The sequence below is a fragment of the Teichococcus coralli genome, assembly GCF_009829925.1.
GTDB lineage: Bacteria > Pseudomonadota > Alphaproteobacteria > Acetobacterales > Acetobacteraceae > Pseudoroseomonas > Pseudoroseomonas coralli.
The window spans coordinates 110514-131022 of sequence record NZ_SNVJ01000013.1 but is presented as its reverse complement, the minus strand read 5'-3'; the positions used below and the strand labels follow the sequence as shown (position 1 = coordinate 131022).

At 72.6% G+C, this 20509-nt stretch carries 16 protein-coding genes; 7 read left to right on the top strand and 9 right to left on the bottom strand.

All coding sequences use genetic code 11. The annotated features are described in order from the left end of the window. Positions 1-45 precede the first annotated feature (45 nt). Positions 46-933: a cation diffusion facilitator family transporter gene (locus tag E0493_RS15305; RefSeq protein ID WP_160938109.1), complete on the bottom strand. Its 888-nt coding sequence runs from the start codon at positions 931-933 to the stop codon at positions 46-48. A gap of 369 nt (positions 934-1302) precedes the next feature. Here E0493_RS15305 and E0493_RS15300 point away from each other — a divergent pair, with 369 nt between their 5' ends. Together E0493_RS15300 and E0493_RS15295 are read left to right on the top strand one after the other, a co-directional pair. Beyond that, positions 1303-2628: an HlyD family efflux transporter periplasmic adaptor subunit gene (locus tag E0493_RS15300; protein WP_160938108.1), complete on the top strand. Its 1326-nt coding sequence runs from the start codon at positions 1303-1305 to the stop codon at positions 2626-2628. Positions 2629-2634: 6 nt separating this feature from the next. Beyond that, on the top strand, positions 2635-4587 hold the full coding sequence (locus E0493_RS15295; protein WP_160938106.1) for a glycosyltransferase: 1953 nt from the start codon (positions 2635-2637) through the stop codon (positions 4585-4587). Positions 4588-4821: 234 nt separating this feature from the next. Here the strand turns inward: E0493_RS15295 and metH are convergent, their stop codons facing one another. Continuing rightward, complete coding sequence (gene metH / locus E0493_RS15290; RefSeq protein ID WP_160938104.1) at positions 4822-8322, bottom strand: methionine synthase; 3501 nt, start codon at positions 8320-8322, stop codon at positions 4822-4824. Positions 8323-8337: 15 nt separating this feature from the next. Then, on the bottom strand, positions 8338-9291 hold the full coding sequence (locus E0493_RS15285) for an ArsR/SmtB family transcription factor (protein ID WP_160938102.1): 954 nt from the start codon (positions 9289-9291) through the stop codon (positions 8338-8340). A gap of 40 nt (positions 9292-9331) precedes the next feature. On the opposite strand from E0493_RS15285, the gene E0493_RS15280 reads away from it, so the two are divergent. From E0493_RS15280 to E0493_RS15270, 3 genes are all read left to right on the top strand, one after another. Then, positions 9332-9682, top strand: coding sequence for a hypothetical protein (locus E0493_RS15280; protein WP_160938100.1), 351 nt, complete (start codon positions 9332-9334; stop codon positions 9680-9682). 358 nt (positions 9683-10040) lie between these two features. Next, positions 10041-11018 (top strand): N-acetyl-gamma-glutamyl-phosphate reductase, encoded by a 978-nt coding sequence (gene argC, locus E0493_RS15275; protein ID WP_160938098.1) that lies wholly within the window; start codon positions 10041-10043, stop codon positions 11016-11018. 451 nt (positions 11019-11469) lie between these two features. Next, positions 11470-12597, top strand: a complete 1128-nt coding sequence (locus E0493_RS15270; RefSeq protein WP_160938096.1) for a 2-aminoethylphosphonate--pyruvate transaminase — start codon at positions 11470-11472, stop codon at positions 12595-12597. 157 nt (positions 12598-12754) lie between these two features. Here E0493_RS15270 and E0493_RS15265 read toward each other — a convergent pair whose 3' ends face one another. Together E0493_RS15265 and E0493_RS15260 are read right to left on the bottom strand one after the other, a co-directional pair. Then, a complete protein-coding gene (locus E0493_RS15265) occupies positions 12755-13738 on the bottom strand; it encodes a Bug family tripartite tricarboxylate transporter substrate binding protein (RefSeq protein ID WP_160938094.1) in 984 nt (327 codons plus the stop codon). Between the two features lie 38 nt (positions 13739-13776). Further along, positions 13777-14889: a 4-oxalomesaconate tautomerase gene (locus E0493_RS15260; protein ID WP_160938092.1), complete on the bottom strand. Its 1113-nt coding sequence runs from the start codon at positions 14887-14889 to the stop codon at positions 13777-13779. An 86-nt stretch (positions 14890-14975) separates the two neighbouring features. Between E0493_RS15260 and E0493_RS15255 the strand changes: the two genes are divergently transcribed. Further along, on the top strand, positions 14976-15893 hold the full coding sequence (locus E0493_RS15255; RefSeq protein ID WP_367614524.1) for a LysR family transcriptional regulator: 918 nt from the start codon (positions 14976-14978) through the stop codon (positions 15891-15893). A 61-nt stretch (positions 15894-15954) separates the two neighbouring features. On the opposite strand, the gene E0493_RS15250 is transcribed toward E0493_RS15255, so the two are convergent. The 3 genes from E0493_RS15250 to E0493_RS15240 all read right to left on the bottom strand — a co-directional run bounded on the left by E0493_RS15250 (position 15955) and on the right by E0493_RS15240 (position 18397). After that, positions 15955-16584 carry an exopolysaccharide biosynthesis protein gene (locus E0493_RS15250; RefSeq protein WP_367614523.1) on the bottom strand — a complete coding sequence of 210 codons (630 nt, stop codon included), beginning with the start codon at positions 16582-16584 and terminating at the stop codon, positions 15955-15957. 298 nt (positions 16585-16882) lie between these two features. Continuing rightward, complete coding sequence (locus tag E0493_RS15245; RefSeq protein WP_160938090.1) at positions 16883-17398, bottom strand: DUF421 domain-containing protein; 516 nt, start codon at positions 17396-17398, stop codon at positions 16883-16885. 63 nt (positions 17399-17461) lie between these two features. Next, entirely contained in the window at positions 17462-18397 is a 936-nt protein-coding gene (locus E0493_RS15240; protein WP_160938088.1) for a PRC-barrel domain-containing protein, read from the bottom strand. Positions 18398-18560: 163 nt separating this feature from the next. On the opposite strand from E0493_RS15240, the gene E0493_RS15235 reads away from it, so the two are divergent. Continuing rightward, complete coding sequence (locus tag E0493_RS15235) at positions 18561-19175, top strand: DUF1194 domain-containing protein (protein ID WP_160938086.1); 615 nt, start codon at positions 18561-18563, stop codon at positions 19173-19175. A 164-nt stretch (positions 19176-19339) separates the two neighbouring features. Here E0493_RS15235 and E0493_RS15230 read toward each other — a convergent pair whose 3' ends face one another. Further along, positions 19340-20470 (bottom strand): mechanosensitive ion channel family protein, encoded by a 1131-nt coding sequence (locus tag E0493_RS15230; RefSeq protein ID WP_367614522.1) that lies wholly within the window; start codon positions 20468-20470, stop codon positions 19340-19342. Between the last annotated feature and the right edge of the window lie 39 nt (positions 20471-20509).

Sequence of the window (20509 nt, the reverse complement as noted above, 5' to 3'; positions counted from 1 at the left end):
AAAGTCTAGAGCGGCTGAAGTGAGCCCATGCGAACGGAAGCCGCGCTAGAGCACCAGCACGCCCTGGTGCTTCGCCTTCATCTCCGGCTCCACATGGATGGTGATGACGGTGGTGCCAAGCATCCCCTTCAGCGCCGCCTCGATGCGGTCGCAGATCTCGTGCGCCTCGGCCACGCGCATGTCGCCGGGAACGACGAGGTGGAACTCCACAAAGGTGGTGCTGCCGGAATGGCGGGTGCGCAGGTCATGCGCCTCGATGGCGCCGGCCGCCTCCTGCGAGACCAGGGCGCGGATGCGGTTCAGCAGCTGCGGCTCCACCGCCTCGTCCATCAGCCCGCCGACGCTCTCGCGCATCAGCCGCCAGCCGGAGAACAGGATGTTCAGCGCCGTCAGCGCCGCCAGCAGCGGGTCGAGCCAGAGGATGCCGGTGAGCGCCACCGCGCCGACGCCGACCACCACGCCGGCCGAGGTGACGACGTCCGACAGCAGGTGGCGCGCGTCGGCCAGCAGCGCCGGGGAGCGCAGCCGCCGGCCGGCGCGGAACAGCAGCCAGGACCAGGTGCCGTTGGCCGCCGTGGCCAGCGCGGAGATGGCGAGGCCGGTGGTCGGCAGGTCCGGCATGTGCGGGTTGCGCCAGGCCTGCCAGGACTCGTTCAGGATCAGCAGCGCCGCGACGACGATCAGCGCCCCCTCCAGCACCGCCGAGAAATATTCCGCCTTGGCATGGCCATAGGGATGGTTGGCGTCCGGCGGCGCGGCGGAGAGGCGGACGGCCAGCAGCGCCGCGAGGGCGGCGGCGACGTTGACGATGGATTCCAGCGCATCGGCCAGCAGCGCCACGCTGCCGGTCAGCCACCAGGCCAGCGCCTTCAGGCCAAGCACCGCCACGGCCACGCCCACACTGCCTGCCGCCAGCGTCGTCGCTCGGCTCATCTCGAAGCATCCCATTCCCGATCGTGCCGCGGCGGTTCCCCGCCGGCCGGGGCGCCGGTCCGTCAGGCAGCACCCGGCGGCGGCCCGCCGTGAGGGGGGCCGCGCCGTGCTGCTCCTAAGCCCGAAGCATGGTGTGCGGGCAACCCAAAAAAGGCGCAACCCGGAGGTGCGGCGGGGGCCGCAGGGATGAGGCACCGGCCACGCTGCGCCCGGCCCGGAGCGCATGCTATGCGAAATCCACTCCGGCCCCGGGACGGCTGCGCGACAGGCGGCGGGGCGGGGAAGGCTTCGAGCAGGGTATTCCAGAATGCCGACGCGCCGCGAATCCGCGATCTCTCCTGCGCGCCCGCCCGGCGGAGGCAGGCCCCGATGAGCACCACAACGGCCCGCGAAGGGCTGGGCTCGCCGCCGCGGCGCGCCCGGACGGCGGTGCGCCGGCTGGGCCGCCTTGCGAAAGTTTCCGGCGCGCTGGGCATCCTGGCGGCCGGCGCCTACGCGATCCGCACCGAGGCGGGCTATGTGGCCACCGACACCGCCGTCGTCTCGGCCTATCTGGTCGCCCTGCGCAGCCCGGTGGAAGGGCAGGTCAGCGGGTTGCAGGCGGATGTCGGCACCACCCTGCCGGGCGGCGCGGCGCTGGCGGAGATCCGCAACCCGCGCCTCGACCTTTCGGGCGCGGAAATCCTGGCGGCGCAGAGCGCGCGGCTGCGGGGCGAAGGCGCCGCGCTGGAAGCGGAGCGCGCGGGGCTGCAGCGGCTGCGCGCCACCCTGCAGGCGCGCGCCGCCGGGCATGCGCGCCTGACCAGCCGGCGCCTGGCCAGCGCGGCGGAGGAAGCGGAGCGCGCGCTGGAGGCAACCCTGTTGCGGCGCGACCGGGCGCGGCGCGAGGCGGAGCGGCGGTCCGGCCTTGCCGCCGCGGGCTTCGCCCCCGCCGCCGAGCTGGACCGGCTGCGCAGCGAGGCGGAGGAGGCCGGGCGCGAGGCCGCCGCCCAGCAGCTGCGCCGCGACGCGCTGCGCCAGCAGGCGGAGGAGGCGGCGCAGGGCGTGCTCGTCGAGAGCGGCGCCGGCGACGTGGCCTATTCCGCCCAGCGCATGGACGAGGTGGACATGCGGCTCTCCGCCCTCGCCCGCGAACTGCTGGCGCTGGAGGCGCGGGGCCTGGAGCAGGAGGCCCGCCTGGCCGCCGAGCGGCAGCGGCTCGCGCAGTTGCGGCGGGCCAGCCTGGCGCTGCCCGCCGCCGCGCCGCTCACCGTCTGGCGCCTTGGCGCGCTGGCCGGGGAGCGGGTGGCGCCGGGCGACACGGTGGCCGAGCTGGTGGATTGCCGCGCCGCCTTCCTGGTGGTGCACGTGCCGCAATCCCGCCTGCCGGAGGTGGCGGTGGGCGGCACCGCGCGGTTCCGGCTGGCGGGGGAGACGCGGGAGCGCGCCGGCACCGTGCTGGCGGCCGGCGGCGCGGCCGGGATCAGCGAGCAGAAGCTGGCCGTCGCCTTGCCGCCGCCGCCGCTGCCCATGACCACGGTGCGCGTGGCGCTGCCGCCGGAGGCGGGCTGCCTGATCGGGCGCACGGCGCGGGTGCTGCTGCCGGTGGCGGAGGGGGAGCCTGCCCTGGCGCGCCTCACCGGCTGGCTGGCCGCCCTGCGCGGCTGGCTGGGCTCCGGCATGGCGGCCGCCACCCGGCTCGCGCTGGCGGAGTGAGGCCGCATGGTGGAGCTGGCCGCCGCGGCGCCGCTGCTCTTCTCGCTCGGCCTGCTGCTCTCGGCGGCGCTGCTGCTGGGGCGCGAGTCACGGCTGGCGCGGGCGCTGGGCGCGGCGGTCGGCGCCGCGGTGGCGCTGCGCTACGCCTGGTGGCACGCCACGGCGGCGATGCCGGAGGGGCAGGCGGCCTGGCAGACCGTCTATGCCTGGGCCTTCCTGCTCATCGAGACCGGCGCCATCGCCAGCGCGGTGTTCGGCTACCTGTTCATGTCCCGCCGGCTGGACCGCTCGGCGGAGGCGGATGCGCGCGCCGGCTCGCCGCTGGCCGGGGCGCCGGTGGACGTGCTGATCGCCACCTACAACGAGGGGCACGAGATCCTGGAGCGCACCGTCGTTGGCGCGCTGCACCTCGACCATCCGGACCTGCGCGTCTTTGTGCTGGACGACGGCAAGCGGCCCTGGGTGCGCGAGCTGGCGGGCGAGCTGGGCGTGCGCTACGTCGCCCGCGCGGACAACCGCCATGCCAAGGCCGGCAACGTGAACAACGGGCTGCGCGTGGCGCTGGAGGAGGGCCGCAGGGCGGAGTTCGTGCTGCTGCTGGACGCCGATTTCGTGCCGAACCGCCGGCTGCTCCGCCGCACGCTGCCGCTGTTCGAGGCGGCCGATGTGGGCATCGTCCAGACGCCGCAGCACTTCTTCAACCCCGACCCGCTGCAGGCCAACCTGTTCTGCGCCGAGGTCTGGCCGGACGAGCAGCGGCTTTTCTTCAACGAGCTGCTGCCCTGCAAGGATGCCTGGGACGCCGCCTTCTGCTGCGGCACCTCCGCCGTGCTGCGCGTGGCCGCGATGCGCGACAGCGGCGGCCTCGCCACCGAGACGGTGACGGAGGACATGCTGACCTCCTTCAAGATGCGCGAGTTCGGCTGGCGCACGATCTTCCTGAACGAGGTGCTGAGCCTCGGCCTCGCCCCGGAGAGCCTGAAGGAATACATCTCGCAGCGCTCGCGCTGGTGCCTGGGCGCCGTGCAGCAGGTCTACACGCGCTGGTCCTTTCTCGGGCGCGGGCGGATCGGGCTGCTCAACCGCCTGGCCTGCCTCGACACCTTCCTCTACTGGGCCTGCGGCTTCCCCTTCCGGCTGCTGATGCTGCTGACGCCGATCCTCTACTGGTGGAGCGGCACGGCGGTGATCCGCGGCTCGCTGGAGGACATGCTCTACTGGCTGGCGCCGCATGTGCTCTGCGGCATGGCCTTCACCGCGATCTTCTCGCATGGCCGCGCCTTCCCGATCATGACCGACGTCAACCAGCTGCTGCCGAGCATCGCCATCACGCGCTCGGTGATCACCGGGCTGCTGCGGCCGCACGGGCATGCCTTCAAGGTGACGGCCAAGGGGCTCTCGACCAGCGGCGTCACGGTGCAGTGGCGGCTGATGTGGCCCTTCCTCCTGCTGGCGGCGGGGCTGCTCGGCGGGCTGCTGCTGAACATCTCGCCCTACAGCGCGCAGAACGGCGCGCCGGGCTATGCCATCAACGTGCTGTGGAGCCTCTACGGCCTCACCGTGCTGGCCATCACCATCGCCGCCTGCGTGGAGGAGCCGAAGCGGCGCACCGAGGAGCGCTTCCCGACCGACGAGGCGGCGGTGGCCGTGCTGCCGGACGGGCGCCGCTGGCCCTGCCGGGTGGTGGACCTTTCGCTGACGGGCGCGCGCATGCTGCGGCCGGCGGGCTGGGAGGGGCTGGAGGGCGAGGGCGTGCTGCAGCTCGATGCCGGCGGGCTGGTGCTGCCCTTCCGCACGGTGCGCAGCGCCGGGCCGCATTGCGGCGTCGCCTTCATGGCCGGCGCCGAGGGGCGGCGCGCGCTGATCCGCAAGCTCTACACCGGGGGATACCATCGCGAGGTGCGGCGGATCAGCCTCGCCGCGACCATGGCCGGCATCCTGCGCAAGGTCTTCGCCTGAGAAGGGCGCGGCCTCCTCCCGCCGGGAATGCGGCCTCTCCGCGCATCCCGGGGGAAGCAGGGCCGGAGAGTGAGCTCCCCCGGACCCCCTCCTTCTCCTGTCAGTTCCGGCTTGTGCCAAGGGCGAGGCCGCGCCGGCGCAAGCGCGCATCGCCAGGCACAGGCCACTGACGGAAAAGGCAGAGGAGGCTCCGGGGGAGAATCCATTCTCCCCCGGTTCCGCTGGCGGGGCGGGTCAGACGGAAAAGTACTTGGCGCCCGGGTGGTGCAGCACGATGGCGCTGGTGGACTGCTCCGGGTGGAGCTGCCACTCGTCGCTGATCGAGACGCCGATGCGCTCGGCCTGCAGCAGCTTCAGCAAGGGCGCCTGGTCCTCCAGCCGCGGGCAGGCCGGATAGCCGAAGGAGTAGCGGCCGCCGCGATAGCCCTGGGCGAGCATCTTCTCCATGTCGCGCTCGTCCTCGGCGGCGAAGCCCCATTCGGCGCGGATGCGCTTGTGGACGTATTCCGCCATCGCCTCGGCCATCTCCACCGAAAGGCCGTGCAGGTAGAGGTAGTCCTGGTAGCGGTTGCCCTCGAACCATTCGCGCGCCACGTCGCTGGCCTTCTGGCCGACGGTGACGACCTGCAGGCCGATGACGTCGCGCTTGCCCGGCCCGTCCTCGATGTCGCGCAGGAAGTCGGCGATGCACTCGCCATCCTGCCGGGGCTGGCGCGGCAGGGTGAAGCGAGCGGCCTCGGTGACGCCGTCCTCCTCGAACAGGATGACGTCGTTGCCCTGGCCGGCGCATTTCCAATAGCCGTAGATCGCCTGCGGCCTGAGGATGCGCTCCTGCTCGGCCAGCGCCAGCATGCGCTTCAGCACCGGGCGCAGCTCCTGCTTGGCCCAGCCGATGAAGTCCTCCAGGCTGCGGCCCTGCTTCCGGAAGCCCCACTGGAACTGGTAGAGGCTGCGCTCGTTGACGAAGGGCACGATCGCCCTGGGGTCGGCCTCCATGACGCGGGCGCCCCAGAAGGGCGGGGTGGGCACCGGCTCGTCCCGCGTCAGGCGGTGGCGGCGCTCCCGGGCGTAGTTGACATCGACGGGGGCGAAGCCGCGCGGGTCGGCGGTGCCCAAGGTGCGCGCGGCGTTGCGCGACTTGCCCTCGCGCTTCTGCTGGACGGTGGCGAGGTAGCCGTCGAAGTCGTTGCCCATCACCTTGTCCATCAGGTGCAGGCCGTCGAAGGCGTCGCGCGCATAGGCGACGCGGCCGGAGGCATAGGCGCGGACGCAGTCGTCCTCGACGAAGTTGCGCGTCAGCGCGGCGCCGCCGAGCAGCACCGGCACCTCGACGCCCTGGCGCGACATCTCTTCGAGATTGTCCTTCATCACGACGGTTGATTTGACGAGGAGGCCGGACATGCCGATGGCGTTGGCGCGGTGCTCGCGCACGGCGGCGACCATGTCGTTCAGCGGCACCTTGATGCCGAGATTGACCACCCGGTAGCCGTTGTTGGTGAGGATGATGTCCACCAGGTTCTTGCCGATGTCGTGCACGTCGCCCTTCACCGTGGCGAGCACGATGGTGCCCTTCTCCTGGCCCTCGATCTTCTCCATGTGCGGCTCCAGGAAGGCGACGGCGGCCTTCATGGTCTCGGCCGACTGCAGCACGAAGGGGAGCTGCATCTTGCCGGCGCCGAACAGCTCGCCCACCACCTTCATGCCGTCGAGCAGGATGCCGTTGATGATGTCGAGCGGGCGGATGCCCTTGTCCAGCGCGTCCTGCAGCTCGGCGTCGAGGCCCTTGCGGTCGCCGTCCACGATGCGGTCCTTCAGGCGGCCCTCGACGGTCTCGGCCTTCTGCTTCGCCGCCGCGTCCGCCGCCTTGCGGCCGGCGAAGATCTCCAGCAGCTTCTGGAGGGGGTCGTAGCCCTCGCTGCGGCGGTCGAAGATCAGGTCCTCGGCGACGCGCACCTCCTCCGGCGGGATGGCGTGCAGCGGCTTGATCTTGGAGACGTGCACGATGGCGCCGGTCATGCCGGCCTTCACCGCGTGGTCGAGGAAGACGCTGTTCAGCACGTGGCGCGCGGCCGGGTTCAGGCCGAAGGAGATGTTGGACAGGCCGAGGATGATCTGGATGTCCGGGAACTTCTCCCGGATCATGCGGATGCCCTCCAGCGTCCAGAGGCCGAGCTTGCGGTCGTCCTCGTTGCCGGTGGCGATGGTGAAGGTCAGCGGGTCGATCAGCAGGTCGCTCTGCGGCAGGCCGTGCTTGTTGCAGGCGAAATCCACCAGCCGCTCGGCGATGCGGAGCTTGTCCTCCGCGGTCTTGGCCATGCCCACTTCGTCGATGGTCAGCGCGATGACGGCGGCGCCGAACTTCTTCGCCAGCCTCAGGCGGTCGGTCGCATGGCCCTCGCCGTCCTCGAAGTTGATCGAGTTGATGATGGGCTTGCCGCCATGCAGCTTCAGGGCGGCCTCGATCACCGGGGTTTCCGTGCTGTCGATCACCAGCGGCGCGTTGACGGAGCCGGTGAAGCGGCGGACCACCTCGCTCATCTCGGCCAGCTCGTCGCGGCCGACGAAGGCGGTGCAGATGTCGAGCGAGTTGGAGCCCTCGCCCACCTGCTCGCGGCCCATGGCGACGCAGCCATCCCAGTCATGCGCGGCCTGCCGCTCGCGCCAGGCCTTGGAGCCGTTGGCGTTGCAGCGCTCGCCGATGGAGAAGTAGCTGTTCTCCTGGCGCAGCGTGGTGGCGCCGTAGAGGCTGGCCACCTGCGGCACCCAGTGCACGCGGCGCTCGACCGGCGCGGGGCGGAAGCGGCCGCCATCCACCCGGCGCAGCATGGCGTCCAGCGCCTGGATGTGCGGCGTGGAGGTGCCGCAGCAGCCGCCGATCAGGTTCACGCCGTCCTCGGAAACGAAGCGCTCCATCCAGAGCGCCATGTCCTGCGGGGCGAGCGGGTAGTGCGTGCGGCCGTCCACCAGCTCGGGCAGGCCGGCATTGGGCTGGCAGGAGATCAGGCCGGGCCAGTTCCGCGCGAGGTAGCGGACGTGCTCGGCCATCTCCTGCGGGCCGGTGGCGCAGTTCAGGCCGATCAGCGGCACGTCGAGCGCCCGCACCACGGTCGCGGCGGCGGCGATGTCGGCGCCGACCAGCAGCGTGCCGGTGGTCTCCACCGTGACCTGCACGAAGATGGGCACATCCTTCCCGGCCTCGCGCAGGGCCGCCTTGGCGGCGTTCACGGCGGCCTTGATGAACAGCGTGTCCTGGTTGGTCTCCGTCAGCAGCGCGTCGGCGCCGCCGGCGATCAGGCCGCGGCACTGTTCGGTGAGCGCGGCTTCCAGCGTGTCGTAGTCGATATGGCCGAGGCTCGGCAGCTTGGTGCCGGGGCCGATGTCGCCGATCACCCAGCGGTCGCGGCCGTCCGCGAAGCTTTCCGCCGCCTCGCGCGCCAGCTCGACGGAAAGCCTGTTGATCTCGAAGGCGCGGCTGCCGAGCTCGAACTCCTCCAGCGTGATGGGCGAGCCGCCGAAGCTGTTGGTCAGCACCATGTCCGCGCCGGCCTCGTAGTAGCCGCGATGGATCTCGCGCACGAGGTCGGGCCGGGCGAGGTTCAGCACCTCGGTGCAGTTCTCCTTGCCCCAGTAGTCCTTCTCGACGTCGAGGGTCAGGGCCTGGACGCGGCTGCCCATGCCGCCATCGCAGAGCAGCACACGGTCGGCCAGGGCATCGAGCAGGGCGGGACGGGCCATGGGGAGGGCCTTCCTTCAGAAGTTCAGCGTGGTTTCAGGCAGGGCGGCGACCGGCACGGCCAGGCGGCGGGCGGGCCAGAGGCGGACCGGCAGCGGGCCGGCGATCTCGACGGCGGGCAGCGGCGCGCAGCCGGCGGCGCCGAACCAGCCCGCGAGCGCCGCGTCGTCGAAGCCGGGCCAGCGATGGGCGCTGCGCGCCAGCAGTTCCTGCCGGGCATGCGGGGCGAGGTCGATCACCACCAGCAGGCCGTCCGGGCGCAGCAGGCGGGCGGCCTCGGCCAGGGCGGCGGTGGGGTCCTCGGCGTAGTGCAGCACCATCTGCAGCGTGACGGCGTCGAAGCCGGCATCGGGCAGCGGCAGGCGGTACATGTCGGCCAGCCGCACGGAGGCGTTGCCGATGCCGCGCTCGCCGAGGCGCGCGCGGGCCAGCGCCAGCATCTCGCGGCTGGCATCCAGGCCGAGCACGGATTCGGCGCGCGGGGCCATCACCTCCAAAAGGCGGCCGGTGCCGGTGCCGATATCGGCCACCCGGCCGAGCCGCTCCGGCAGCAGCGCCAGCAGGGCCATCTCGATGGCGCCGGCGGGCAGGCCGAGGGCGCGCATCTCGTCCCAGTCGGCGCCGTCGCGGCGGAAGGCCTCGGACGCCGCGCGCGCCCGCTCGGCGGCGATGCGGGCGGCGGCGCGGCGGTCGGCGGCGATGGTGGGGTCCTCCTCCGGCAGGCGGGCCAGGATCTGGCGGGCGAGGTCGGCCATCGGGGGGAGCTGGAAATAGACGTTGGCGCCCTCGGGCAGCCGCTCCAGAAGCCCGGCCTCCACCAGCAGCCTCAGGTGGCGCGACAGGCGCGGCTGGCTCTGGCCGAGGATGGCGCACAGCTCGGACACGCAGAAGGCGCCGCGGGCGCAGAGAGCCAGCAGGCGCAGGCGGGTCGGTTCGGCGGCGGCGCGCAGTTGCGCCAGCAGGGGCTCCATGGGCTTGCCAATGACATAAAGACTTCTTTATGTCTAGTGGATGAGCTGGTCCCTCGACGCCCGAACCCCCGTCCACGCCCTCGATGCCGCCGAATGCCCGCCCGGCGCGGTGGTGCTGGCGGAGGATGGCGCGCCGCTTCCCGCTGGTGCCGCGCGGGTCGAGCGCTTCGCCGCGCCACCGGTTGGGGCGCACCCGATCGGCTGCGCCTGCTGCCAGCCGCGCAACCCGGTGGCCATCGCGCTGGACCGGCTCTTCCTGGCGCGGACCCGTGGGGATGCGCCCTGGTTCAACGAGGTGATCGCCATCACGCGGAGCGAGGCGGGGCGGCAGGCGCTCGCGGCCTCGCTGGAGGGGGACAGCGTCACGCAGGCGCGGTTCCGGGCTGGTTAGCTCTTCCAGGGGGGCGCCGCCCCCTGAAACCCCCGCTGGGGGGACAGTGTCCCCCCAGACCCCGCCATCCGTGGCCCTCGTGCGGCAGGAGCACAGCGACAAACCCTCGTTGACGGATGTTCGGGCAGGCCACTAACGTCTGCCCCATGGGTTGCCTTCGCCTCCGCACCGCGAACCGACGCCGTCGCTCCTTCCCAGCGGCGGCTTTCGTGGCTGCGTGCAGACAGGCCCCTCCCCGGTGAGGCCCGCTCCCTAGCGGCCCACCCACGAGGCGGCATCAGCCCGCGCCCTCCGAACCCCCGCAGCCCCTGGCTCCGGGGGTTTTTCTTTGCCCTCACTCCAGCAGCAGGACACCACCATGAGCATTCGCGTCGGCATTGTCGGAATCAGCGGTTTTGGCGGCGGCGAGGCGATGCGCCTGGTCGCGGGCCACCCGTCCTTCGAGCTCGTCTACGCGGCCGGCGAGGGCAGCGCCGGCAGCCGGTTGGGGGACCGCTTTCCCGGCGTGCCGGCCAGGCTGGCCGGCCTGGTGATCGAGAAATGGGACCCCGCGACCCTGCCGAAGCTCGACGTGCTGTTCGCGTCGCTGCCCACGGGCGCCTCGGCCGGGGCGCTGGCCCGCATCCCCAGGGAGGTGAAGATCGTCGATATCGGCGGCGACCACCGCGACGCCGAGGGCTGGGCCTACGGCCTGGCCGACGTCTGGCCGGATCAGATCCAGGGCCAGCCCCGCGTCGCCAACCCCGGCTGCTTCCCCGCGGCGACGCTGACCGCGCTGGCGCCGCTGCTGGCCCAGGGGCTGATCGAGCCGGGCAACATCGTGATCGACGCCAAGACCGGCATCTCCGGTGCCGGCCGGGGCGGCGCCGACAGCAGGTTCGGCTATGCCGAGAGCAACGAGAACCTGGTCCCCTACGGCCTGCTCAAGCACGTCCACATGCCCGAGATGGCCAGGACGATCGAGCGGCTGAGCGGCGGCAGCGCGGCCGGGCTGGTGTTCACGCCGCATTTGGTGCCGATGACCCGCGGCATTCTCGCCACCGTGTACTGCCGCGGCCGCGCCACCACGGAGCAGTGCCTGGACGCGGCCCGGCGCTTCTACGCCGGGCGGGCCTTCGTCCGCGTGACCGACAAGCCGCCGCAGACGAAGTGGGCGACCGGCTCGAACCTCGCCTTCGTCAGCTATGCGGCCGATCCGGAGCGCGACCTGGTGATCGCGATGGGCGTGGTCGACAACCTCGGCAAGGGAGCGGCCGGCCAGGCGGTGCAGAATGCGAACCTGATCTGCGGCCTGCCGGAAACCGCGGGGCTGGATGGCGCACCTGTCTGGCCGTGAGATCGCTTGCGGGCCCATGTTGTCCGTCGTTCGCCCGCCCGAAGCGGAAACCGACCCATTTCATGGACTGCACCATCCCGGGTTTCGCGGAGGCTCGTCCGAGGGAAGGTGACGATCGAGGAGCGGATCGTGGCTCCGGCCATCGCCCGGGGCCCGGCCGAGAACCGGCGCGGGGCTTGCGAACCCCCCATCCCTGCCCTCCCGCCAGGGCTTTCTCCGTTGCCACCGCCCCGGCGGCTCCAGCGCCAAAAACGAATGGCGGGGTCCGGGGTAACACGGTCACCCCGGCGGGAGGGGTCTGGGGAGGGCGGCGCCCTCCCCAGGGGATGAGCCCCCTTCCCTTTCGCGTGTTGAACAGGCAGCCTGGAGGTGGCTGTTTGTGCAGAGGCGCGGGTCGGGCCCGCCGGCTTCCGGATGGCCATTCCGAAGCTTTCCGCAGGAACGTCTTTCCATGTTGTTGCTCATTCCCGGTCCCGTGCAGACCCGTCCCGAAGTGCGGGCTGCGATGGCGGTGGACATCGCCCCCTGGGACAACGACTTCGCGCCCGAATACATCGCCATCCGCGAGACGCTGCGCGACGTGGCGGGCGGGATCGCCGGGCGGCATGTCTGCCTGCCCTTGCAGGGCGCGGGCCATTTCATCACCGAGGCGGCCATCCGCACCTTTATCCCCGCCGCGGCGGCGGGCGGCGGCAAGCTGCTGATCCCGATGAACGGCACCTATGCCGAGCGCATGGCGCGGCTGGCGCGCGAGGCGGGGCGGACGGTGGTGGAGCTGCCGGCGCCGGACAGCCGCGGCGTGACGCCCGAGGCGGTGGCGGCGGCGCTGGCGGCGGACCCGGCGATCTCGCATCTCGGCGTGGTGTATTCCGAGACGGGCAGCGGCATCGTCAACGACGTGCCGGCGCTCGGCGCCGTGGTGCGCGCGGCGGGGCGGCGGATGATCGTCGATGCCGTCTCGGCCTTCGGCGCGCTGCCCTTCAGCCTGCAGGCGCAGCCGGAGGTGGACGCGGTGCTGTTCACCTCCAACAAGTGCATCGAGGGGCTGCCGGGCATCGGCTTCGCCATCTGCCCGGCGGAGCGGGTGGAGGCCGCGGCGGGGAATGCGGGCTCCTGGTCCTTCGACCTGGCGGACGTGTACTCCACCGCGCAGCGCGCGGGCTGGGGGAGCTTCCGCTTCACGCCGGCGGTGCAGGCGCTACACGCCTTCGGGGTGGCGCTCGACATCTTCATCGCCGAGGGCGGGCAGCCGGCGCGGCTCGCGCGCTACCGCGAGAACTGCCGCATCCTCTATGAGGGCGGCAGGGCGCTGGGGCTGCGGCCGTATCTCGACTGGGAGAACCAGGGGCCGGTGATCGTGCTGTTCCACCAGCCCGAGCATCCGGACTTCACGCTGCAGGGCTTCGTGGACGCGCTGAAGCGGCGCGGCGTGCTGATCAGCAACTTCCACAACACCGCGGCGCCGACCATGCGGATCGGCTGCATCGGCCATGTCGGGCCGGACGAGATGCGCTTCGCGCTCGGCGCCCTGCGCGGGGCGCTGGAGGAGCTGGGCATCCGGCAGCGCGACGCGGCCTGAGGGCGGGCCTGAGGGGGCGCTGCCCCCTCAAACTCTCCCTTCATCCCCCCGGGCAGGGGACACGGTCCCCCGCACCCGCGATTCGAAAGAATGGGTTTCCAAAGGCCCCGGGCCTTTGGCGGGGTGGGTCCGGGAGGGGCGGCGCCCCTCCTGGCCCTCACTCTACGGAAATGCCGGCCTCGCGCACCAGCTTGGCCCAGCGCGTGCGCTCCTCCGCCATGAAGCCGCCGAAGCGGGTGCCGCCGAGGCGGGAGGGCTCGGCGCCTTCCTCATGCAGGCGCTTCACGACGGCGGGGTCGGTCAGGCAGTCGGCGATGGCGCGCTCCAGGCGGGTGCGGATTTCCGCCGGCGTGCCCTTCGGCGCCAGCACGCCGTACCAGGCGGAGCTGCGATAGGCCGGCAGGGCGGCCTCGGCGACCGTGGGGACGTCCGGGAGGGCGGCGATGCGGGCCTCGCCGGTCACCGCCAGGGGCCGCACCAGCTCGCCCTGGATCAGCCCGAGCACGGAGGGCAGCGTGGTGATCATGAAGGGGACATGCCCGGCGACCACGTCGTTCAGCGCCGGGCCGGCGCCGCGGAAGGGCAGGTGCTGCGCCTCGATGCCGGCCATCTGGAACATCAGCGCCGCCGCCAGGTGGCTGGCCGAGCCGTTGGAGGCGGAGGCGTAGTTGAAGTCGCCGTTGGCGGCGCGCGCCTCGTCGAGCAGTTCGCGCAGGGTGCGGGCCTTGCTGCCGGGGCCGACCACGGCGACCAGCGGGGCGTCGGCCAGCAGGGCGATCGGCTCCAGCGCCTTCAGCGGATCCACCTTCATGTTGGGGAAGAGCGACTGGTTGACCGTCATCGGCCCCTGGTTGCCCACCAGCAGGGTGTAGCCGTCGGGCCTGGCGGCGGCGACGGCGTCGGTCGCCAGGTTGCCGCCGGCGCCGGGGCGGTTCTCCACCACCACGGGCTGGCCCAGCGCGCCCTGCAGGCGGGCGGCGACCACGCGGGCCACGTTGTCGGTGCCGCCGCCCGGGGCATAGGCGACCAGGAGGCGGATCGGCCGGTCGGGCCAGGCCTCCCCGGCGCGGGCGGCGCCGGGCAGGGCGGCGGCCAGTGGGGAAAGGGCGAGCAGTTGCAGCAGGCTGCGGCGCGAGGTCATGGCTTCGGTTTCCTCCGGGACTTTATGAGCGGGCGGGTTCAGGCGGCGGCGGCGACGGGGCGCGTCGCCGGCAGGGCGGTGGCGGGCAGCAGCAGGTGGCCCTCGAAGATGCGGCGCGCGGTGCGCAGCACGCTGGCCCAGCGCACCGCCTCGCCGTCCAGCGAAAGGCCGATCTCCAGCAGCCCGGCGGGGTGGGCGATGCGGACGGCTTCCTCCCCCGGCCCCTCCCCCGGCCCCTCCCCCGGCGCGGCGAGGCGGTGGGCGAGCGTGCCTGGCAGCCGCGCGGCGATGGCCAGGGTGATGCCGCCGGTCACCGCCATGGCGCGGTGCACCGCGTGCGGCGTCAGGTAGCGGGCGGCGAGGGTGGCGCCGTCGCGGCCGGGGCCGAGCAGGGCGGGCTTGGGGACGACGCTGTCGGACACGTCGCCGAGGCCCATGCGGCGGCCGGCCTCGCGGCGCAGCGCCTCGATGCGGCGGAGCAGCGCGGTGTCGGCCTCGATCGCCTCCGGCGGCAGGGTGGCGTCGGTGCCGAGCGCGGCGGCGTCGAGCAGCAGCATCGGCATGGCGCCGTCGATCAGCGTGGCGGCGGTGCCGTCGAGGATCTCCTGGCGCAGGCCGGTGGGGAAGAGCGTGCCGGTGCGGCTGCCGGCGACGTCGCGGAAGCGCAGCTCGACCGGGGCGGCGGTGCCGGGCACGCCGGCGATGGCGGCGGCGCCGTCATAGGTGACCTGGCCGTCCGGCGTCTGCACCACCGCCTCGATCAGCGCGCCGGTGTTGCGGTTGCGGATGCGCACCAGCGTCTCGGGGTGGCGCGGCGCGACCAGCCCGGCCTCGATGGCGAAGGGGCCGACGCCGGCGAGCATGTTGCCGCAGTTCGGGCGGGTGTCCACCACGCCGCGGTCGGTGGCGACCTGGGCGAAGAGGTATTCGACATCGGCCGCCGGCTCGTTGGCGGGACCGACGATGGCGACCTTGCTGGTGAGGCTGTTGCCGCCGCCGATGCCGTCGATCTGCAGCGGGTGCGGCGAGCCGAGGGCGGCCAGCAGCATGGCGTCGCGCCGCGCCGGGTCGGCCGGCAGGTGGCTGGCGAGGAAGAAGGGGCCGCGGCTGGTGCCGCCGCGCATCAGCACGCAGGGGAGGCGGATCTGCATCGACGTTTCCGGGCTTTGATCTTGCGGAAGAAGCTCTGCGCCCGAAACGGCTCTTGCTGAAGTGCAAAGATCGGCAGAATTCTTGCGTGACACGCAAGGATGGCCGCGCCATGGCGATTGATCTCGACCAGCTCCGCACCTTTGTCGCCGTGGCCGAGGCGGAAAGCCTGACGCGCGCGACGGAAACGCTGCACCTCTCGCTGCCGGCGGTGTCGCGCCGGCTCTCGGCGCTGGAGGAGGAGCTGGGCGTGGCGCTGCTGGCGCGCTCGACGCGGCGCGTGGCGCTGACGCCGACCGGGCGCGAGTTCCTGCCGCGCGCGCGGCGGCTGCTCGACGAGCTGGAGGAAAGCCTGCTCGGCATCCGCGAGACGGCGGCGCGGCGGCGCGGGCTGGTCACCATCGCCTGCATCCCCACCGCCGCCTACTACTTCCTGCCGGCGACCCTGGCCGACTTCGCCCGCCGCTTCCCCGCCGTGCGCGTGCGGGTGATGGACCTCTCGGCCGACGGGGTGGTGGACGCGGTGGCCAGCGGCGGGGTGGAGTTCGGCATCGGCATGGAGGGCGCCGGCCAGCCCGAGGTGGAGTTCCGCCCGCTGCGGCGCGACCCCTTCGTGCTGGCCTGCCGGCGCGACCACCCGCTGGCGCGGCGGCGCAGCCTGCAATGGGCGGACCTGGCGGGGGAGAAGCTGGTGGGGGTCTCGCGCCGCTCGGGCAACCGGCTGATCCTGGACCGCGCGCTGCTGCCGCAGGGCATCCAGCCGAACTGGCACTACGAGGCGGAGCACCTCTCGACCAGCCTCGGGCTCGCCGAGGCGGGGCTGGGGCCGGCGGTGGTGCCGCGGCTGGCGCTGCCGCGGGCGCCGCACCCGGTGCTGGTGGCGCGCCCCATCGGCGGGCCGCGGGTGGAGCGGGCGACGGGGGTGGTGCTGCGGCGCGGCGCCGCGCCAGGGCCGGCCGCCCGCGCGCTGCTCGACCTGCTGGAGCGGCGGATGGCGGCCGGGTGAGGCCCCCGGAGGTGCGGCGCCAGGGTGCGGCCCGGGATGCGCTCCTGGGGCGAAGCCGGCCTCAGAACAGCCAGCCGAGCGCCCGCAGCCCCATCCAGCACAGCGCCAGCAGCACGCCGCTGGCGAAAAGGCAGCCGGCCAGGGTGACAACAAGGCCGGCGGCGGTGACGCGGCTGTCCTGCTCCACCACGCCAAGCGCCATGATGATGGTGCCGAAGGCTGGCGGCCCGTTGGTGCCGGGGCCGGGCAGGATCAGCATCAGCGCCGCGTAGACCGTCAGCCAGCCGACCATCCGGTCGCCCAGCGGGCCGGCGCACCAGCCCGGGCGGGGGCGGACGAAGCGCTCGACGAAGCGCAGGCCGCGCGAGGAGGCGGAGGCCAGGCGCAGCAGGTCGGTGCGGCGCACCGTCTTGCGGGCCAGGAAGCCCGGAAGCTGCGGCTGCCGCCAGCCCAGGCCCATCTGCAGCCCGAGGAGCAGCATGGGCAGGCCGAAGACGCTGGCCATGCCCGGCAGCAGGCTGGGCAGGCAGAGCAGCAGGATCAGCAGGCCGAAGCCGCGGTCGCCGAAGGCCCCGGCCATCTCGCCCAGGCTGATCCGCTCGCCCGGGAAGGTGGCGGCCACCTCGGCGATGATGCGGGTGATCGGCGCCCCCTCGGAGGCGCCATGCCCCCCCGGACCAGGCGGCGGCACAGCCTGCGGCGCCGCGGGCTGCCGAAGCCTCTCCATTCCGGTTCGCGGCGCGGGCGCACCGGCGGTTCCATCCATCATCCTGCCTCGTCGCCTGGCGCCGCCGCCGGCCATGCGGGCTTCACACCACCGGACCCGCCGCCTGCGCGCGAAAGAAGAGCAGCCTGCCTCCGCCCATGCAAAGGAAAAGCCGTCCGGCACGGCGCGCCTTGCCCGCGAAGCGGCAGGACGCAGCCCTCGCAGATGAGGACGCGGCAATCCGGATCAATGGGTGGCGCGGAAGATTGCGCCGGCGCGGCGCTCAGGCCGGGGACCGCCTGACGCCGGGCGGGCGGGCGTCGCCCTCCAGGCGCTGCGCGCCCAGCACGCTCAGCGTGCCGTCGGTCTCCAGCACCACCGCGCTGACCTGGTCGGGCCGGGCGAAGCCCTGGCCGCGCAGGGCGGAGAGCACCTCATCCCGCGTGACGCGCTGCGCCCGCAGCGCACCGTCCAGGAAGCGGCCCTGGTGCAGCAGCAGCACCGGCTCCGACTTGACCAGCGCATCGAACCGCTCCGAGCGCACGGAAAGCCAGGCCACCAGGAATTGCAGCCCCGCGAGCAGGGCGAAGGCAAGGATGCCTTCCACGAGGGCGACGGACTTGCTCAGCAGCACCGTGGCCAGGGTGGAGCCGAGCGCCACGGTGACAATGAAGTCGAAGGCGTTGAGCTTGGCCAGGGTGCGCTTGCCGGAAACGCGCAGCAACACCACCAGCGCCACATAGGCCAGGGTGCCAACAACCAGGACCCGCGCCAGCCCGGCCCAGGAGTCAAAGAACATGGTGGGTCAGTTCCCGCTGTGGAGGGCGGAGGGGGCACGACGCCCCCTCCGCCCGGCTTCGGTTCAGCCGCCCTGGCCGTGCTGCTGCCAGAACTTGTCGATCTGCTGCGTCTGGGTGGAGTAGCCGCTTGCGGAGGCGAAGCTCTCCGGGTCCACCTTCGGCGCCTGCTCCAGCGTCTCGGGCTTGGCCTTGAGCACGAAGGCGTCCATCTGCGGGGTGGCGCTGAGCTGCTTCCACGGCACCGCCACATAGTCCTCGCCAAGGCCCAGGAAGCCGCCGCGCTCGACGACGACGTAGCTGATCTGGCCGCTGGAGGGGTTGACGATCACGTCCCTGATGTTGCCGAGGTACTGATCCTGCGGGTTGCGGAGATCCGTGTCGGTGATGTTGTCGGCGCGGAAGCCGCCCTGCATCTGGGCCACCGGCCTGGCCGCGGCCAGCTGCTGCGTGCGATAGGAGTTGACCTCGCCGGGCTTGACGCCCGCGTCGCGCATGTCCTTCGCGTACTGGTCGTAGCTGCCGCGAAGCTCGTTGAGCACCACTTGGCAGCCCTGCTCGTTGCCGCGCTGCGCCATGACGACGGCGGCGTTCTGCAGGGCGTTGAGCGCCCGCGCCGGCGCCATCCGCCAGTTGACGTTGCCCCAGGGGGCGGCGGCGGTGCTGCCCGGCGTGGCGCCGGCGACGGCACCGCCCGGCGTGGTGGCGGAAGGCGCCGCGGCGAGGCCGCCGGTCCAGCCCCAGCCATAGCCGCGGCGATAGCCGCTGAGCCAGTAGCCATCCTGGCCCACCTGGTCGCGGAAGGCCTGCAGGTCCTTCAGGCACTGCTGCGCCACGTCCTGCTGGCCGGCGCGCGCCTGCTGTTGCGCGGCGCCGCCGGACGGCCGCGTCGCCGCCGCGTTCGGCTGGGAAGCGCCGGGGGCCGTCTGGGCGGCCGCCATCCAGGGCGCCAGGCAGAAGGCTGCGAAGGCGGTGCGGGAAATCAGGCTGGTGGGACGCATGGTGTCTTCTCCCGTGCTTTGTTGAGCGGCCACGCCGGGAGGGCGCGGACCCGGCGCGAGGCCGTGGGGACTGAACACGCCGCCCGCCGGAAGGTTCGAAATTTCGCCCGAAATTCGCCCTTTTTATGCCTTTTTTCGTTCTAGCCTTCAGGAGAGAACATCCATGCAGCCGGTTGACCTCGCGCTTTGCCTCGCCGTGGATGTCTCGGCCAGCGTCGATTACGACGAGTTCGGGCTGATGATCGGCGGGCTGGCAGGCGCCTTCCGGGCGCCGGACATCGCCGGTGCCTGTGCCGCCGGGCCGCGGGGCGCGGTGGGGGTCGCGGTGCTGTTCTGGTCGGGCGCGCAGGATGTCGCCGTGCCCTGGATGCGAGTTGGCGGCGTGGCCGAGGCCGGCGCCCTGGCCGATGCCATCGAGAACGCGCCCCGGCTGCCGGCGCCCGGCGCCACCGCCCTTGGGCCGGGCATGGCGGCCGGGCTGGCGCTGCTGGGACGCTTCGCCGGCGAGGCGAGCCGGCTGGTGCTCGACGTTTCCGGCGACGGGGCGCACAACCAGGGGCGCCCGCCCGGGCCGGTGCGCGACATCGGCGTGGCCGCGGGCGTGACCATCAACGGCCTGGCGGTGCTGAACGAGGAGCCGGACCTGCTCGGGCACTACGAGGCCGAGGTGATCGGCGGCCCCGGCGCCTTCGCCATGCACTGCGCCGATTACGCCGACTTCGCCGATGCCATCCGGCGCAAGCTGCGGCGGGAGATCATGGGCGGGATGGTGGCCTGAGCCGCGCCCGGGGCGGAAAGAAGCCGGGGAAAGGAATTCCCCCGGACCGCCATCTTCGTTTTGTCAGCCTTGGCGCCGGCCGCCGGCGCGGGAAACCCCGAAGGAGAATGAAGGGATCGAACGCGTGGGCTCGATGGGGGGGAAATTCATCGCTCCAGCCTTGTTCAGTTCCCGGCGGCCACGGCACGCTCGCCGGCCCAGGCCGCGCCCTTCGGCAGGCGGTCGATCTCGGCGCGCTGGCGCGGCAGCGCGCCGGGGTGTTCCGCCTGCAGCCAGGCGATCATCTTCTCCCGCACCTCGCAGCGCAGGTCGAAGGCGCGGCCGGCGTTGCTGGCGGAAACCAGCATGCGCACCTCCATGACGTTTGGGCGGAAATCGGTGACCTGCATGTTTACCACGCGGCGGTCCCAGAGCCTGGAGGCGCGGGCGACCTCCTCCAGCTTGCGCCGCATCGCCTCCACCGGCGCGGTGTAGTCCAGGTAGAACATCACCGTGCCGATCAGCGAGGAGCTCTCGCGCGTCCAGTTCTGGAAGGGATGCTCGATGAAGTAGCTGAGCGGCAGCACCATGCGGCGCCAGTCCCACAGCCGCACCACGACATAGGTGGAGGTGATCTCCTCCACATTGCCCCACTCGCCCTCAACGATGACGGCATCCTCCAGGCGGATCGGCTGGGTGACGGCGAGCTGGATGCCGGCGATCAGGTTCTTCAGCAAGGGCTGCAGCGCGAGGCCGACGACCAGGCCGGCGGCGCCGGCGGAAGCCAGCAGCGAAACGCCGTATTGCCGCACGCTGTCGAAGGTCATCAGCGCCGCGGACGCGGTGATGAGCACGATCAGCGTGCCCGCCACCCGCTTCAGGATGCGCGACTGCGTGGCATGCTTGCGCGCCAGCAGGTTGTCCTCGGAATCCAGCTTGAAGCGCCGCAGATAGACTGTGGTCCAGATGTGCAGCGTGATCATCGCCACCCAGCCGACCAGGCAGATGAAGCAGATCGCCAGCACGTGGCGCAGCGCGCCCGCCTGCGCCACGCTCAGCGGCGCGATGGTGGCGGCGACGCTGAGGAACAGCACGATCAGGGCGAGCCGGCTCAGCCCTTCCGTGCGCTGCACCAGGGAGCGCCAGAACAGGGCGTGCTTCTGCGCCATCCGGTTCAGCACCCGGTAGATCACCCGGTTGACGCCGACGGCAAGCAGCAGCGCAGCCGCCAGGATCAGCAGGCTGATCAGCCAGGACGGCGCCCAGTCCAGCGAGGCGACGACGCGCCGGGCGGCGGCGTCGAATTGGTGGAGCACGGGCCTCTCCCTTTTCGCACTGCACACTGCAATGCCGGG